Raw genomic sequence first — 12,837 nt, 5'->3', positions numbered from 1 at the left:
GCGTTCCGCAGATACCTCTTGCGAAGTATACGGTTTAGGAGTGTACTACTGCTGAAGGGAATGAAAGTTCAGCAGAAGGAGTGAGAGATGGCGACAACGGCGCATCCGGCAGAGCCGGTGCTCAACAAGCTACTTCTGACCCCGAATGACGTCGTGGCGTTGATTCCGGGGCTGAAGCTGAAGCTGCTGGCGGAATGGCGGTACAAGAAGACCGGACCGCGGTACTACAAGGTCGGGCGGATCATCCTTTATCCCTTCGATGACCTCGAGGTGTGGTTCGAAGGGCTCGAGCGTGGCGGCGGTCCCGATGACTGACACCGACCCGCGCGGGGAGGCGGCGTCGGTGGTGATCGTCGCGGTCGCCAATCAGAAGGGCGGGGTCGGGAAGACCACCGTCGCGATGCAGGTCGGGGCGGAGTTGTCGCGCCGGCATCGGGTGCTGGTGGTGGATGTCGATCGTCAGCAGTCCACAGCGTGGTGGGCGGAGAACGCCCGGGACCGTCTGCCGTTCGACTTCGCCGGCAGCCAGCACCCGAACATGCTGAGTCGACTCCGCGACCTGCGCGCAGACTACGAGTTCGTCCTCGTCGACACCCCGGGCAGCCTGGAAGACACCGCCGTCCTGGAGACGGTCCTCGACGCCGCCGACTACGCCCTCGTGCCGGTCACCCCCGAGCCGCTCGCGGTCGACCCGACGCTCCGCACGCTCAGCCGGCTGATCGAACCACGCCATCTGCGTCACGGGGTGCTGCTGAACCGGATCGACCCGCGGGTGCCACGCCAGCTCGAGACATGGCAGCGGCTGCTGGACTCGGAACTGGGGGTTCCGCGGCTGGATTCGCATCTGCGGCAGTACAAGGTCCACGCTGATGCGCCGGTGATGGGGGAGCTGGTGACGAGCCTGCGCCGCAACCGCCGCACTGAGGGCACGATCGCGGACATCGCGTGCATCGCGCGGGAACTGGAACAGCTGCTGTCGCCGGCGCTGACGGGAGCGTGGTGACGATGGGCAGGGTCGATCTCGCCGGCAAGCTCAGCGACGCCCGCGCCCGCGTCGCCGCCGAAACCCCATTGAGCGAGCCTGCCGCGCCGATGTTCGCCCAGCTGGCGCGGAAGGACGCCCGCATCCGCGACGACCAGGTCACCGCGCTGGCGGCGCTGGCGGATGCGGTGATGCGCCGTCGACGGTTCAAGGCGGAGCGAATCACGGAGAACACGCTGATCCGGGTCGCGATCGATCTCCTCCTCGTCCACGCCGACCGGTTGCGGGGCTCCACCGAGGCCGAACTGCGGAAGTCCGTGACTTCCGCGGTTCCGCAGTCCGCCACTTCGGCAGTCCCGGACTCCGGACCTTCCGGAGCGACCGTGCGGGGTGTGGCGATGCTCGCGTCCAAGGCTGCTGCGGCAGGGCGCGTGAGCGGCGCCCGGCCACCCGAGGAGTTCGGAACTTCGGACGTTCGTGACTCCGGCAGTCCCGGATCTCGCGCCCTCACTGGATCGGCGGGTTCCGCATGAACGCCCGGTCGGGGCGCGCCGAGGCGGCGGGCGCGGAACGGGAGAGGGAGGCGCGCCGCGCATACCGGGAGGCCAACGCGGATCGGATCAGTGCGGGCAAGCGGGCGTGGCGGGAGCGCAATCAAGAGCACATCCGGGCGTATCGCGACGCGTACAACGCGGAACACCGCGAGGGGGTTCTTGCGAAGAAGCGGGAGCACGCGGCCCGCGACAGCGCCCGGAAGGCCGCCGAGCGGCGCCGGCAGGAATCGAAGCGGGCTTCGTCGAAGAAGTACTACGAGGCACACAAAACCGAGCACCGTGAATACTCCCGGCAGTGGCAGGCGCGCAAGCGTGCGGAGGACCCGGAGGGGTACCGGGCGATGCGCGCCAAGGCGCAACGCCGCTGGTGGGATACCCACAAGGACGAGTACAACGCGAAGCTCCGCGCCCAGCACCGGGAGAACCCGGAGCCGAAACGCGCCCAAGCTCGCGCGTACTATGCCGCGCACGCGGAGGAGGTGAAGGCGAAGAAGCGCGCCCACTACGCCGCGAACCGTGAAAAGGTGCTCGCCGGCAACCGGGCGTGGAAGGAACGCGAGAAACGTCGCATCGCCGCCGGGCTCCCGCCCCGCCGAATCCGCACCACCCCCGCCGCGGAGCGGCGCGCGAACGCGGTCGCGGCCGACGCGTTCTTCACCCGGCAGAGGACACCGGACGAGATCACCGCGCTGCGACGCAAGCCCTCGTCGGTCGACCTATTGCAGGGGACACCGCCGGAGCTGGTCGCGGCGTTCGAACGCGACAGCAAACGGACACGGATCGAGCACGCCCTCGCCACCGACGGCAGCTACGCCAGCCGTCAGCTGCTCGCCGAAGCACGACGCCAGCTCGCCGCACAGCAACGCGCGGCGCTCCGCGAGCAGCGAGACGCCGTCGAGAACGCCCGGCTGGACGCGATCGGCAAACAGGTCAACGACCGGCTGCGTCACCGAGAACGCCCGCGCCGGCGACATCACCTCGACCCCGACCCCGCCGCCCCACACCCGATGCTGAACCCCAACACCACGATGGGAATGAACCGATGACAACAACCTCGAACTGGGAGCCGATCATGATCGACCGCGCCCAAGCAGAAGCCGCCCGCTGGCGCATCGCCGTCAGCGCCTTCGAGTACTACCCCGAAAAGCACCTCGACGAACCCGGCTACACGATCGACGAAGACGTCACCTGGTGCATCGAACCGCTCACGGGCCTCCCTGATACGGAACTCGACGAGCTGCGCGCCAGCATTCGGACGCTCATCACGACCCAAACTGCGGACCGGCAGGCGTTCATCCGCCACCTCGCCACCCTCACCGCTCATCACCCCACGACCGACGGGCCGTGACCAGATCGGCCGCGCCCCGACAGGAAAGGAGAAACACCATGAACATCACCGATCACCTCGAACCATTCATCGCGGTCACCACGATCGCGTCCACCGCGGTCGTGCTGTTGCTCCTGGTGCTCGCGATCCAGCTGCTGCGCGGGCGCCTGCGTAATGCTACGGGCGTCCTCGCCATCGTCGCCGTGCTCGCGCTGGTGGGGTTCGCGGCCTCCGTCCCACTTGCGACCGCGTTTGTCGGGATGCCATCGCCCTGACTCGTCGCGTCCCACCTCTCGCGAGCGGATGGGTCGCGGCTCCAGCGCGAGCGCGGCACCGGGTCTTTCCTGGCCGGTCATCGTAGCTCCAGGCGCTCCGTGCCGCGCTTTCGCGGCATGAACTCGCCCCTCCGCTACCGCTCCGGTGCTGACGGTCCCGGCACTGCACACCCTCCGTTCGCACACGACGCCACTGCCAGGAAAAGCACCCAACAAGTCACGAAACGAGGTAACCGAAATGAACACGACAACGACGTCCCCGAACCCATCCCACTCCATCCCGGGGATCGTCAACACGATCGTCGCGTGGGATCACCTGGAAGAGACGGTCGACCGACTCGCCGACATCGTCGACGACCTCCTCGCCCGGCACGACGAACAGCTGATCTGCAGCCTGCAGTTCCCCGAAGCAGAGGCCCTCGCCGAAGTCCTCGACGCCGGCAGGCACACCCGCACCGCGGCACGCCTGATGCACCACTGGGCACTCACCGAACCCGATTGGGAAGACGACCTGGACCACGAAGCGATCATCCGTCGCTGGCTCACCGTCGACAACCACCGGGAGCTCGACATGCCGAGACCGTAGAACGGGGGCTACGGGGTGCGGGGGAGGTGGTCGAGCGCGCGCTGCACAGAGTTCGGGCTCACCCCGAGCACCCGCGCGATATGGGTCATCGGACGGTCGAGCCGGCGCAGCTCGAGCGCCATCGCCACCTTCTCCGGTGTCATCACCGTGGGCCGACCGGGCCGCTTCCCGGACGCGGCCGCCGACGCCATCCCCGAGCGGGTCCGCACACTCACCAACCGCCGCCGCAGAGCCTCCAACGCCGCGAACACCTCGGCCGGACCCGCACCCGACGGAGCATCGGTGCACAACGCCGGTTCCGACAGCGACCGGAACTGCACGCCGCGGTCGCTCAGGCCGGCGAGCGTGCTCAGGAAATGGGTCACCGCGTGCGACAACTGAGCCGAACTCGACACCACCAAAACATCTCCCGGCTCGAGGAACGCCAAGCACTCGCCCAGCCCCGGACGCTTCCGCGGATCCGTGGTCGCGTCGTCAGTGAACACCCGCACCGCGCCGGCCGCCGTCAGGTCCGCGGCGTCGGCCTCGGTTCCCGCGCCGGGCGTGAGCTCCCGGGTGTACCCAACCAGCCGGGTCACCGGGACGGTCCTTCCACCCCCGGGCCGCCGGGCACGATCAGCGGACCAGCGACGTCGACGGGGCGGGCGGACGACAGCGTCTGGCGCAGCGCGACCAGTCGGGCCACGGTCTTCTGCTCCATCGCGGTCGCGAACTTCCCATTCGCCGGCACCCGCAGCTCCGGGATCACCTCCCGCAACGACGTGTCATGCAAGTCCACCAGCAGCTCCGCGACCTCGTCCGGCAGTCCGCGCCGGGTCGCGGCGAAGTCGGTGGCGTGATGCAGCTCGCTCAACCATTGCGTCGCATCGAACCGGCCCAGCCGCTCCGATTGCGCTTCCACCAGGGCCGCGGTCGCCCCCTCAAAGCCTGCATCCTGCGAGCCGGTCGCGGCGAAGATCACACGCCCTTGGCGGCCGACCACGGTCAGCTCGTCCGCCCAGCCGGATTCCTCAACGGACGCGACCAGATTCCGGGTCGCCGCGAAGCCTTCGTCGTGGGTCGCGCGGGAGGTTGGCGTCGTACGGTGGCCCGCCTGGACATCGCCGAGGAATCCCGACAGGACTGACAGCAGACTCTCTGCCCGCCGGGAACCGACCACCACGACCCGGGTGCGGAAGCCCTCCGCCGCGAACCGCTGGGCCGTGCCAGCAGCCGCTGTCACGTTCCCGAACGTCCCCTCTAGCGCGAGCGACCGCCGGTGCTCTCGCGCGTACCGGATACACCCGGACACCCACCCCGCCACGGACTGCCCGACCTCGCTCAGCGACTCCGGGTCCGTTGCGGATTTCGGATCGAGGAACGCGGGATGGAACGCGCGCAGCTCCTCGCCATTCAGCACCGCGACGCCCAGCTGATCTTCACCCGCGAGGGATGCCGCGGCACGGGAGCGGCCGGCCCCTGGCTGTCCGGCCACGAGCACGAACGTCGGCCGGTCAGACTCGACGTCGTCAGGGAAGTACAGCGGCAGGATGTCGCGGCGCAGGACCTCGTCGCGCTCGCCCTGCTCCAGACGAGCCAGGCTCATGCGTCCGACACCGACAATTCACGAAGCCGACGATCGAGCCGCGCCGTCAGGGCGCTCACCGCGGCGCGGTCGTAGGCGTCGACGGTCAGCACGTCGCGGCGCAGGTTAGCCAGTTCATCTCGCTGCGATGCCGCATGCAGCAAGGCGAAGACCATCGTCGCGGTGTCGCGCATCCGGTCGTACGCGACGACATCGTTGACTCGCCATGGCGAGGTCGTTCCGGGCATCGACCCTCCTTGAGGGCCATCGTACCGATTGCCAAAAAGGTTGTGTCGCCTCTTTTGAAGACCCATCCCTTTCGACGTGCGGCGGTCAAGGAGTGGCGTTGTCGACGGGTCGCAGGTCGATTGGTCAGCCGCGGGCGGCTGGCAGTACTGTCCGCCCGCGTCCGCGGGCGTTGTTTGCCGTGAAGCCTGCGGCAGTCTACGGTCGGCGCCGCTGCGCGCAAGCAGCTGCGCTGCCGGCTCCTCCGAGACTTTCGGCACGCGGTCGCAAGCTCCCTTATTTCGCGCCGAAACTCTCTCCCCCGCCGCCCTCCGGGTTGCACTCCGCGTCGCGCTCCCTGACAGGCACTTCGTGCCTTCACTGGCAAACAACGACAGGGAAAAGGAGAAGGACATGACCATCAACACCACCCCCACCGGGACCGTCGAGCACATCGACCCCAAAACACTCATCGTCGAGACCAACGTGCGCACCACCGCACCCCTCGATCCCGGGTTCGTGGACAGCATCCGGCAGGTCGGGGTGCTCACCCCGGTGTTGGCGTGGCGGGACCAGGACGGGGGAGTGCACGTCCGTGCCGGGCAACGCCGCACCCTCGCCGCCCGCGAAGCCGGCATCGCCGCCGTCCCCGTCTACGTCGTCGACGCAGGGGATGACGACACGGCGCAGCGGATCGTGGAGCAACTGATCGAGAACGACCAGCGGGAAGCCCTCACCGACGCCGACCGCATCGAAGCATGGCGTGCCCTCGAGCTCGAAGGGTTGTCCGCTACCGCGATCGCCAAGCGCACTGGCACCAAGCGCGAGCGGGTCAAGACGGGCCTGGCCGTGGCCCAGAACGCCACCGCCACCGATGCGGTGAGCGAGGCAGGGTTGACGCTGGATCAGGCGGCTGTCCTGTTGGAGTTCGACGGGGACACCGACACCGTGACGGAACTGACGGAGGTCGCGGCCACGGATCCGGGGTACTTGCCGGTGGCGGTCGAGCGGGCCCGGCAGGACCGGGTTGCGCGGGAGGCGAAGGAGAAGGTCGAGCAGGAGGAAGCCGCCAAGGGACACCGGATCCTCGACGAACGCCCCAGCGACTACAACACCGCCCCGTACCGGGTGCGGATGCTCCGCACCGCCGACGACCAACCCGTCGACCCCGACACCATCCAAGGCAAGCCCGGCGTCGCGGTCTACGTCGCCACCTACTACGGGGGAGAGGCACGAGCCGAGTACTACCTCGACGACCCCGCCACGCTCGGGTACACGGTCCGCGAAGAGTCGGGCTACGGGACCGGCGGTGCGCCGTCGGGGCCGATGACCGACGAGCAGAAGGCGGAACGGAAGCAACTGATCGCGAACAACAAGGAATGGGACGCCGCCGAGACCGTGCGCCGCGAATAGCTCACCCAGTTCCTCGCCCGCAAGACCGCCCCGAAGGATGCCCAGACCGTGATCGCCGAAGCCCTCACCACCGCCCGGTGGAAGATCGCCGACGGCCTCACCCGAGGCTCCACCACAGCAAAGACGCTCCTCGGCATCGACACCGCCGACTACGGCGACCAGATCGCCGAGTACCTGACCGCGCACCCGCACCGTGCCGTGCACGTCACCCTCGCCGTGGTGCTCGGCGGGATCGAGCAGAACACCAACCGGAACACCTGGCGGGCACCCAGCCCGGACACCGCTTGGTACCTGCGCACCCTCCAGGGCTGGGGCTACGCGTTGTGCCCCGTCGAACGCATCGCCGCGATGCTCACCCACAACACCACCGAATAGCCGGCAATGGGTGGGCATCCCGGCCGGATGCCCACCCGCGTCCCGACTCCCAGCCCTACCCGAAGGAAGGAAATGTCATGAACACCGTGACCGTCTACACCACCGGACCCGGCTGCCAACGCTGCAAGCTCACCAAAGACATCCTGACCCGCAGAGGCGTGGCCTTCGTCGAGGTCGACATCCGGGAACAGCCCGCCGCCCGCGAGTACGTCGTCGACGAACTCGGCTACACCGAGGCTCCCGTGGTGGTCGTCGACGACCACGACCACTGGAGCGGGTTCCGCCCCGACCAGATCGACCGGATCGCCCGATCATGACCACGCTCATCGACCTTTGGCTTGAAGCCGCACACGAGGCGTATGCGCTGCGCGCGCAGCTCGCCTACCTCGAGGAAGCCTGGCTCCGCGCCGAAGCCGACGCCGACTACTGGTACTTCCAAGCCTGCAACACCCCGCGACCCTTCGACCCAGCTGTAGCCGTCGCCGGCGAGGAAGCAACAGCCCAACCGGGACCGAGTGTGCAGCTGCGGCACACCTCGCCGGCGCCGCAGTGATCCATCGACACCGCGACCGTCGATCAACAAACTGAGAGGACATACTCATGTCGAACATGGAAGACTTCACGGCCGCGATCGGGGGCCTCCCCATCCTGACCCTCGTGGCGATCTGGGACTGTCCGATAAACGGTGTGTGGAGTCCGGCGGTTTTCAATGAGCGGTCTTCTCGAACCGTCCGGCGAAGGTGATCGCGAACGCGTTGAGCGCGGGCTTCCACCTGATCATCCAGCGTGCCCGGCCGCCGCCGGTGGGGTCAAGCGACCGGGTCACGAGGTAGAGGCACTTCAGTGCGGCGGCCTCGTTGGGGAAGTGCCCCCGGGCGCGGACGGCGCGCCGGTAGCGGGCGTTGATCGACTCGATCGCGTTGGTCGTGCAGATCACCTTCCGGATCTCGATGTCGTACTCGAGGAACGGCACGAACTCCGCCCACGCGTTCTCCCACAGCTGCACGATCGCCGGATATCTCCCACCCCATTCCGCGGCGAACTCGACGAACCGGTCCTTCGCCGCCGCCTCTGACGGGGCGGTGTAGACGGGCCGCAGAGACCTCACGATCGCGTCGCGGTGCTGCCGGCCCGCGTATCGGAAGCTGTTGCGGATCAGGTGCACGACGCACTGCTGCACGACCGTCCGCTCCCAGGTGGTGTTGATCGCCTCCGGCAGCCCCTTCAGCCGGTCGCAGACCGCGATGAACACGTCCTCGACCCCGCGGTTCTTCAGCTCGGTGAACACCTGCAACCAGAACCGGGCGCCCTCCGCACCGTCGCCAGCCCAGATGCCGAGGATGTCGCGTTCCCCGTTCACCGTCACCCCCATCACGACATAGAACGGGGTGTTGCGGACCTGACCGTCCCGCACTTTCACCACGATCGCGTCGACGAAGATCACCGGGTAGATCGCGTCCAGGGGACGCGAGGACCACTCCGCGAGCTCGCTGGCGACCTTCTCGGTGATCCGGCTGACGGTGTCTTTGGAGACCTTCGCGCCATACACCTCGTCGAAGTGCGCGACGATCTCTCCGGTCGTCAGGCCGCGAGCGGTCAACGACAGCACGATCTGATCGATCCCGTCCAGCCGGCGCTTGCGCTTCGGGACGATCACCGGCTCGAACGACCCGTCCCGATCCCTCGGGACCTCGATCTCCACGGGACCGATCTCGGTGAGCACGGTCTTCACCCGTGTCCCGTTGCGCATGTTCGACCCTGCCGGCGTCCCGCCACGCTCGTGGCCGAGGTGCTCGGTCAGCTCCGCGTTCAGCGCCGTCTCGAGGACGCTCTTGGTGAGCTCGTTCAGCAGCCCGCCAGGGCCGACCAGGCTCACGCCCTGTTCCTTCGCTTGCGCGAGCAACCGCTCCGCAAGATCCTTCTGATCGATGATCTCCCCAGTCACGGGGTCAATCATCGCGTCGTCCAACAACTCGGTCGTGTCAGCCACGGCCATCTCCATTTCGGATCAGGCCGGACCCCACACACCGTTATTCAGACAGTCCCCTCGATCTCGCTGTTTTCCGTGATGATCGCGGTCGGGATCCTGATGCTCGCGTCGTACGGCGTCCCCGCAGCTTTCTCGAAGGAAGTGCTGCGCACGCGCACACGGCGCCCGCACGGGCACTGCAGCGACCGGGATCAGTGCTGAGCGATGGATCTACTTAGACGATTGGAACGGATGTCCGCGGCTGATGGGACGATGGGGCAATGGCAAGGACACTGAGCCCAGAGCAGACGCGCATCGTCGGCATCATCGCGCAAGCCGTCGCCGTCGCCGCCCTCCTCATCTCCGTCGCCGGCGCCGTCCGTACGTGGGGAACTTCAGGAGCTGTGGCCTGGTCGCTCGCGATCGTCGTCTGCGCGGTCGGCAGCTACGCCATCTTCGCCGTCAATCGAGAGCGGTCGCGGAAGCGGCGCTAGCCCGCTGCTACCGCCGATATCCGGCCGCGCATCAGTGCTGTCAGGGACCGCCACCGCGTACGTTGTCCTTCACGGACGCGACGGCGAACACGGCTGGCGGAACCTCTCGATCTGCACGCTGTTGACGAGTTGCCCGTGAGAGCCGTCTACTCGTACGAAGAGCGCTGGAGCGGGAGTGGTTCCGACGACGATGCCGCTGCGATCTTCGACTGGCTGGCGGGGCCAGTGTTGATGATGTGAACTGGCGGTCGGGACCGCCTGTTCAAATCCCAAATGCTTTGGTGGTTTTCGCCGGCGACCATAGGGTTGATGCGAGTGGAGCCTGCGATTCCGGGGGGAATCGTGTCACACAGGTGTCCCCAGACCGAGCCTGTCCCCAGCAGGCGCGTGGCGCGTACCAGGCGAAGCTCAGGTCGCTCGGACGCCGCAGCCGTTATCTGCGGCGTCCGAGCGACTGTTCGCGCTCGGGGGGATTGCGCGAGGGAAGTCAGTAGCCCCAGGCCCCAGAATTCCCCAGTGGGCACGCCGGCAGCGGATCCCCACAACCTGAGCCAACGCCCGGAACCACTCTATGGTGTCCCCCATTTGGGGGACAAGCACTTTCGGTGTGCTCTTGCTCAAGAGGGTCGGCTGGTTGAGCCACGCATGACCGGTTAGCGAGGCAAGCACCACCCCGAGGTCCGCCGGCGATCGACCTGGGCTGTTCTGCTGCATGCCGCCCTCGGTCAGCCTGCGGATCCGTAACCGGCACTGCGCGCCTGGCGCCCGACGTGGGCAGCGATGAACGCGACCTTGGACACGAGCAGGCGGCACGACTACGTTCGCTTAGTGCTCGCGCTGCCACCGGCGCGCGGCCGGGCCACGCAGACGATGGCGACGTGCGAGTTCATCCTCGTAGGCGGCCAGCCACACGACGGCGCGCTCGCGTCTGACATGGCCCTTCGCCGCGTCCCATACCGCCGGCGACAGCGCCAGAAGCAGCACGCCGACGAGAGCAACTATCAGGATTAGCCTGGCCCACCATGGCGAAGCGAGCGCTGGATCAGGCTGGACCGTGATGAGCGGCGCTGCAATGACGACGAAGATAGCCAGGACCAAGCTCGCAATACTGAGCTGCGTCGCGACGCTGTCGTCGGCACTCTGGGCACGCAGTTTCGCGAGAACGTTGACTTGAGTGGATCGACTAGCGAGGGCAAAGTCGTTCAATCGATCTGCTGTGACGTCCACGTCGTTGTGCATGTGCGCTTCAGCCTTTCTGCGTGCCACTGTTCGTCCTCTGCCGATGGTCCAGGAGAGGGAGCACACTATCGGTCGGTGCCGACATCGCTCGCAGCTTTATCTGCGAGTCAAAGGATCGGCCGAGCGCACACGATGCCTCACTGGGCACCGAACGGCGGTCCAGCCGATGCTGCCGAGCGAAGGGTCGCGCTCCCCCCTCGGCATAGAAGTGTGCTCTCACCGCCGGTCAGTTTGCGCCGCCGCGGGCGATCAGCTGGGACTTGGCGGCGGCAAACTCCTCATCGCTGAGGACGCCCGCGTCCCGAAGAGTGGCAAGCTTCCCAAGCTCATCAGCCAAGCTCGGTGTCGCCTGCACCGCTCTCGGCACGGCAGCGGGCCGCTTGGCGGCTGCGACTCTCGCGCGCAACTCCTGGATGTGCGGGGTGTACTGGATGTACTCGGCCTTCGACATGGGCAAGGTGTTGCTGAGCGTGTACGGGTCGTTGCTGTCCGCATTGCGCGACTTCGTCGTTCCTCGCCAGAAGTCCTTGTTCGCTGTCCCCTGGTAACTGGGCGTCAGGATCTCGAGGACGCCGGTCGTGAACCCAGAGTTGAACTCGATTCCGGTGACGTCGGTGAAGTAGAACGTCGTCGCTCTCTCGCCGCCCAGTGAGCCGGCCATGAAGCTCGTGATGGCGCCGGTCTTCACGATAACCAGCCGGTCCTCGAAAGCTGCGAGCACGCCGCACCCCATGACCCCACAACCAGCCACGGGACCTCGTCCCCGTGGCTGAGGCGGGCGATTGAGCGGTAGGACTTGCCACGTACCGGGCCTAGGACCGTCGTGTTCTCCCATCGGGCAGCCCGGGCCGCTTCTTCCGCGTCCGCCTGGGCTTCCGCTGCGGCTTGCACGGCTGCGCGCCGTTCCAGCTCCGCCAGCGCTTCAGCCGAAGGCGTGCACGCTGCGGCGCGGCGAATGGCAGCTAGAGCCGGCTCTCTGACTTTCGCGTCGACCGCCGACAGCTTGACAGTGTCATCGCCCGACGACGTGACGACGATGCTTGATCCCGCCAGGTCCACGCTGGTGATATCGCTGTTCAGTACCACCCGGCCGAACGTGCCGGCGCGGTAGGTGAAGACGCGCGCGTCGGTTACGACCACCTCGGTTGTGAGTGGCCGCGTGGAGTTGGCCGAAAACTGGAAGGTGATGCTCTCTCCCGGGAGGAGCCACCGCTCGGCCTCTCGGGCGCGCTTCTCCCTCTTGCCTGCCGACCAGCGGACGGGGTACTTCTCGGCGGGAGCGGTCTGACTTGTGGGCGTTAGCGGCTCGGGCTCTGGCTCCGGCTCTGAATCGGCTGGAACTGCAGCCGCCGGTTCTGCGGGAGCCGTCGTTTCGGGGACGGGGTGGATGTGCCCGGTCCAGGTCGCGCCGTCCCACCATCGTTGCTTGGCGATACCGTGCGGGTCCGGATACCATCCGGCGGGCGGCAGCGGTGGCGTGCTCATGCACCAACCGTAGTTATCCGACGGACAGTGGATCCGAATTGCAATGCAGCAACGGCCGTTCGCCGCCTAGGAAGCCGGCATGACTGCACGGCGCGCGGGGAGGCCGGATGGGCTCGTCCGCGCTCAATTCGTTGTCTGCGTGGTTCCCGATCCCCATGCGGGCGACGAACGGAAGCCGCACCGTCGCCGGGCATTCGCCGCAGTGGCGATGCTCGGCGCACGGACTCGGGCGCTGATTCGTCGATGCCAAGTCGGATGACGCAGGGAGAGCTGCGCGAATGGGTAACTTTGCCGGCGGCTCAGGCAGCGGTTGAGCCGACTTCGACCCATCCCGCCGGATGTTCGATCC

The 12,837-nt window shown here is 67.4% G+C and carries 19 protein-coding genes; 12 read left to right on the top strand and 7 right to left on the bottom strand.

All coding sequences use genetic code 11. The features are described from left to right. Positions 1-87: 87 nt before the first annotated feature. The 7 genes from AC3A46_RS08555 (at position 88) to AC3A46_RS08525 (ending at position 3,724) form a co-directional block, all read left to right on the top strand. Complete coding sequence (locus AC3A46_RS08555; protein ID WP_487664776.1) at positions 88-315, top strand: hypothetical protein; 228 nt, start codon at positions 88-90, stop codon at positions 313-315. Continuing rightward, on the top strand, positions 308-1,003 hold the full coding sequence (locus AC3A46_RS08550) for an AAA family ATPase (protein WP_487664775.1): 696 nt from the start codon (positions 308-310) through the stop codon (positions 1,001-1,003). The genes AC3A46_RS08555 and AC3A46_RS08550 overlap by 8 nt, the downstream gene beginning before the upstream one ends. 2 nt (positions 1,004-1,005) lie before the next feature. Then, positions 1,006-1,515, top strand: coding sequence for a hypothetical protein (locus AC3A46_RS08545; protein WP_487664774.1), 510 nt, complete (start codon positions 1,006-1,008; stop codon positions 1,513-1,515). Then, on the top strand, positions 1,512-2,582 hold the full coding sequence (locus AC3A46_RS08540; protein ID WP_487664773.1) for a hypothetical protein: 1,071 nt from the start codon (positions 1,512-1,514) through the stop codon (positions 2,580-2,582). The genes AC3A46_RS08545 and AC3A46_RS08540 overlap by 4 nt, the downstream gene beginning before the upstream one ends. A 26-nt stretch (positions 2,583-2,608) precedes the next feature. After that, positions 2,609-2,884: a hypothetical protein gene (locus AC3A46_RS08535; protein WP_487664772.1), complete on the top strand. Its 276-nt coding sequence runs from the start codon at positions 2,609-2,611 to the stop codon at positions 2,882-2,884. A gap of 38 nt (positions 2,885-2,922) precedes the next feature. Continuing rightward, a complete protein-coding gene (locus tag AC3A46_RS08530) occupies positions 2,923-3,138 on the top strand; it encodes a hypothetical protein (RefSeq protein WP_487664771.1) in 216 nt (71 codons plus the stop codon). A gap of 238 nt (positions 3,139-3,376) precedes the next feature. Further along, positions 3,377-3,724 (top strand): hypothetical protein, encoded by a 348-nt coding sequence (locus AC3A46_RS08525; RefSeq protein ID WP_487664770.1) that lies wholly within the window; start codon positions 3,377-3,379, stop codon positions 3,722-3,724. Positions 3,725-3,732: 8 nt separating this feature from the next. Here the strand turns inward: AC3A46_RS08525 and AC3A46_RS08520 are convergent, their stop codons facing one another. From AC3A46_RS08520 to AC3A46_RS08510, 3 genes are read right to left on the bottom strand one after another with little or no spacing between them, the layout of a single operon-like run. Beyond that, complete coding sequence (locus AC3A46_RS08520) at positions 3,733-4,302, bottom strand: recombinase family protein (RefSeq protein WP_487664769.1); 570 nt, start codon at positions 4,300-4,302, stop codon at positions 3,733-3,735. Next, positions 4,299-5,309: a zeta toxin family protein gene (locus tag AC3A46_RS08515; RefSeq protein ID WP_487664768.1), complete on the bottom strand. Its 1,011-nt coding sequence runs from the start codon at positions 5,307-5,309 to the stop codon at positions 4,299-4,301. Before AC3A46_RS08515 ends, AC3A46_RS08520 begins: the two co-directional genes overlap by 4 nt. Further along, positions 5,306-5,536, bottom strand: a complete 231-nt coding sequence (locus tag AC3A46_RS08510) for a hypothetical protein (RefSeq protein WP_487664767.1) — start codon at positions 5,534-5,536, stop codon at positions 5,306-5,308. Before AC3A46_RS08510 ends, AC3A46_RS08515 begins: the two co-directional genes overlap by 4 nt. Positions 5,537-5,927: 391 nt before the next feature. Here AC3A46_RS08510 and AC3A46_RS08505 point away from each other — a divergent pair, with 391 nt between their 5' ends. The 4 genes from AC3A46_RS08505 to AC3A46_RS08490 all read left to right on the top strand — a co-directional run bounded on the left by AC3A46_RS08505 (position 5,928) and on the right by AC3A46_RS08490 (position 7,854). Further along, the gene (locus AC3A46_RS08505) at positions 5,928-6,926 is read left to right on the top strand and encodes a ParB/RepB/Spo0J family partition protein (protein WP_487664766.1); all 999 of its coding nucleotides are present in this window, start codon (positions 5,928-5,930) and stop codon (positions 6,924-6,926) included. Positions 6,927-6,974: 48 nt separating this feature from the next. Next, positions 6,975-7,301, top strand: coding sequence for a hypothetical protein (locus tag AC3A46_RS08500; RefSeq protein WP_487664765.1), 327 nt, complete (start codon positions 6,975-6,977; stop codon positions 7,299-7,301). A 77-nt stretch (positions 7,302-7,378) separates the two neighbouring features. Further along, positions 7,379-7,618, top strand: a complete 240-nt coding sequence (locus AC3A46_RS08495) for a glutaredoxin domain-containing protein (protein ID WP_487664764.1) — start codon at positions 7,379-7,381, stop codon at positions 7,616-7,618. Beyond that, positions 7,615-7,854, top strand: a complete 240-nt coding sequence (locus tag AC3A46_RS08490) for a hypothetical protein (RefSeq protein WP_487664763.1) — start codon at positions 7,615-7,617, stop codon at positions 7,852-7,854. The genes AC3A46_RS08495 and AC3A46_RS08490 overlap by 4 nt, the downstream gene beginning before the upstream one ends. 153 nt (positions 7,855-8,007) lie before the next feature. Here AC3A46_RS08490 and AC3A46_RS08485 read toward each other — a convergent pair whose 3' ends face one another. Continuing rightward, the gene (locus AC3A46_RS08485) at positions 8,008-9,258 is read right to left on the bottom strand and encodes an IS256 family transposase (protein ID WP_487664841.1); all 1,251 of its coding nucleotides are present in this window, start codon (positions 9,256-9,258) and stop codon (positions 8,008-8,010) included. 293 nt (positions 9,259-9,551) lie between these two features. On the opposite strand from AC3A46_RS08485, the gene AC3A46_RS08480 reads away from it, so the two are divergent. Beyond that, positions 9,552-9,764, top strand: coding sequence for a hypothetical protein (locus AC3A46_RS08480; RefSeq protein WP_487664762.1), 213 nt, complete (start codon positions 9,552-9,554; stop codon positions 9,762-9,764). Positions 9,765-10,589: 825 nt separating this feature from the next. Here the strand turns inward: AC3A46_RS08480 and AC3A46_RS08475 are convergent. The 3 genes from AC3A46_RS08475 to AC3A46_RS08465 form a co-directional block, all read right to left on the bottom strand. Next, positions 10,590-11,003, bottom strand: coding sequence for a hypothetical protein (locus AC3A46_RS08475; protein WP_487664761.1), 414 nt, complete (start codon positions 11,001-11,003; stop codon positions 10,590-10,592). Between the two features lie 226 nt (positions 11,004-11,229). After that, positions 11,230-11,691, bottom strand: a complete 462-nt coding sequence (locus AC3A46_RS08470; RefSeq protein ID WP_487664760.1) for an SHOCT domain-containing protein — start codon at positions 11,689-11,691, stop codon at positions 11,230-11,232. After that, entirely contained in the window at positions 11,688-12,488 is an 801-nt protein-coding gene (locus AC3A46_RS08465; RefSeq protein WP_487664759.1) for a DUF2510 domain-containing protein, read from the bottom strand. Before AC3A46_RS08465 ends, AC3A46_RS08470 begins: the two co-directional genes overlap by 4 nt. Between the last annotated feature and the right edge of the window lie 349 nt (positions 12,489-12,837).

It is taken from the genome of Microbacterium sp. Soil_C_42 (genome assembly GCF_057656735.1).
Note: the sequence above shows the minus strand (reverse complement) of the source record. Positions and strands in the feature narration are given on the sequence as shown.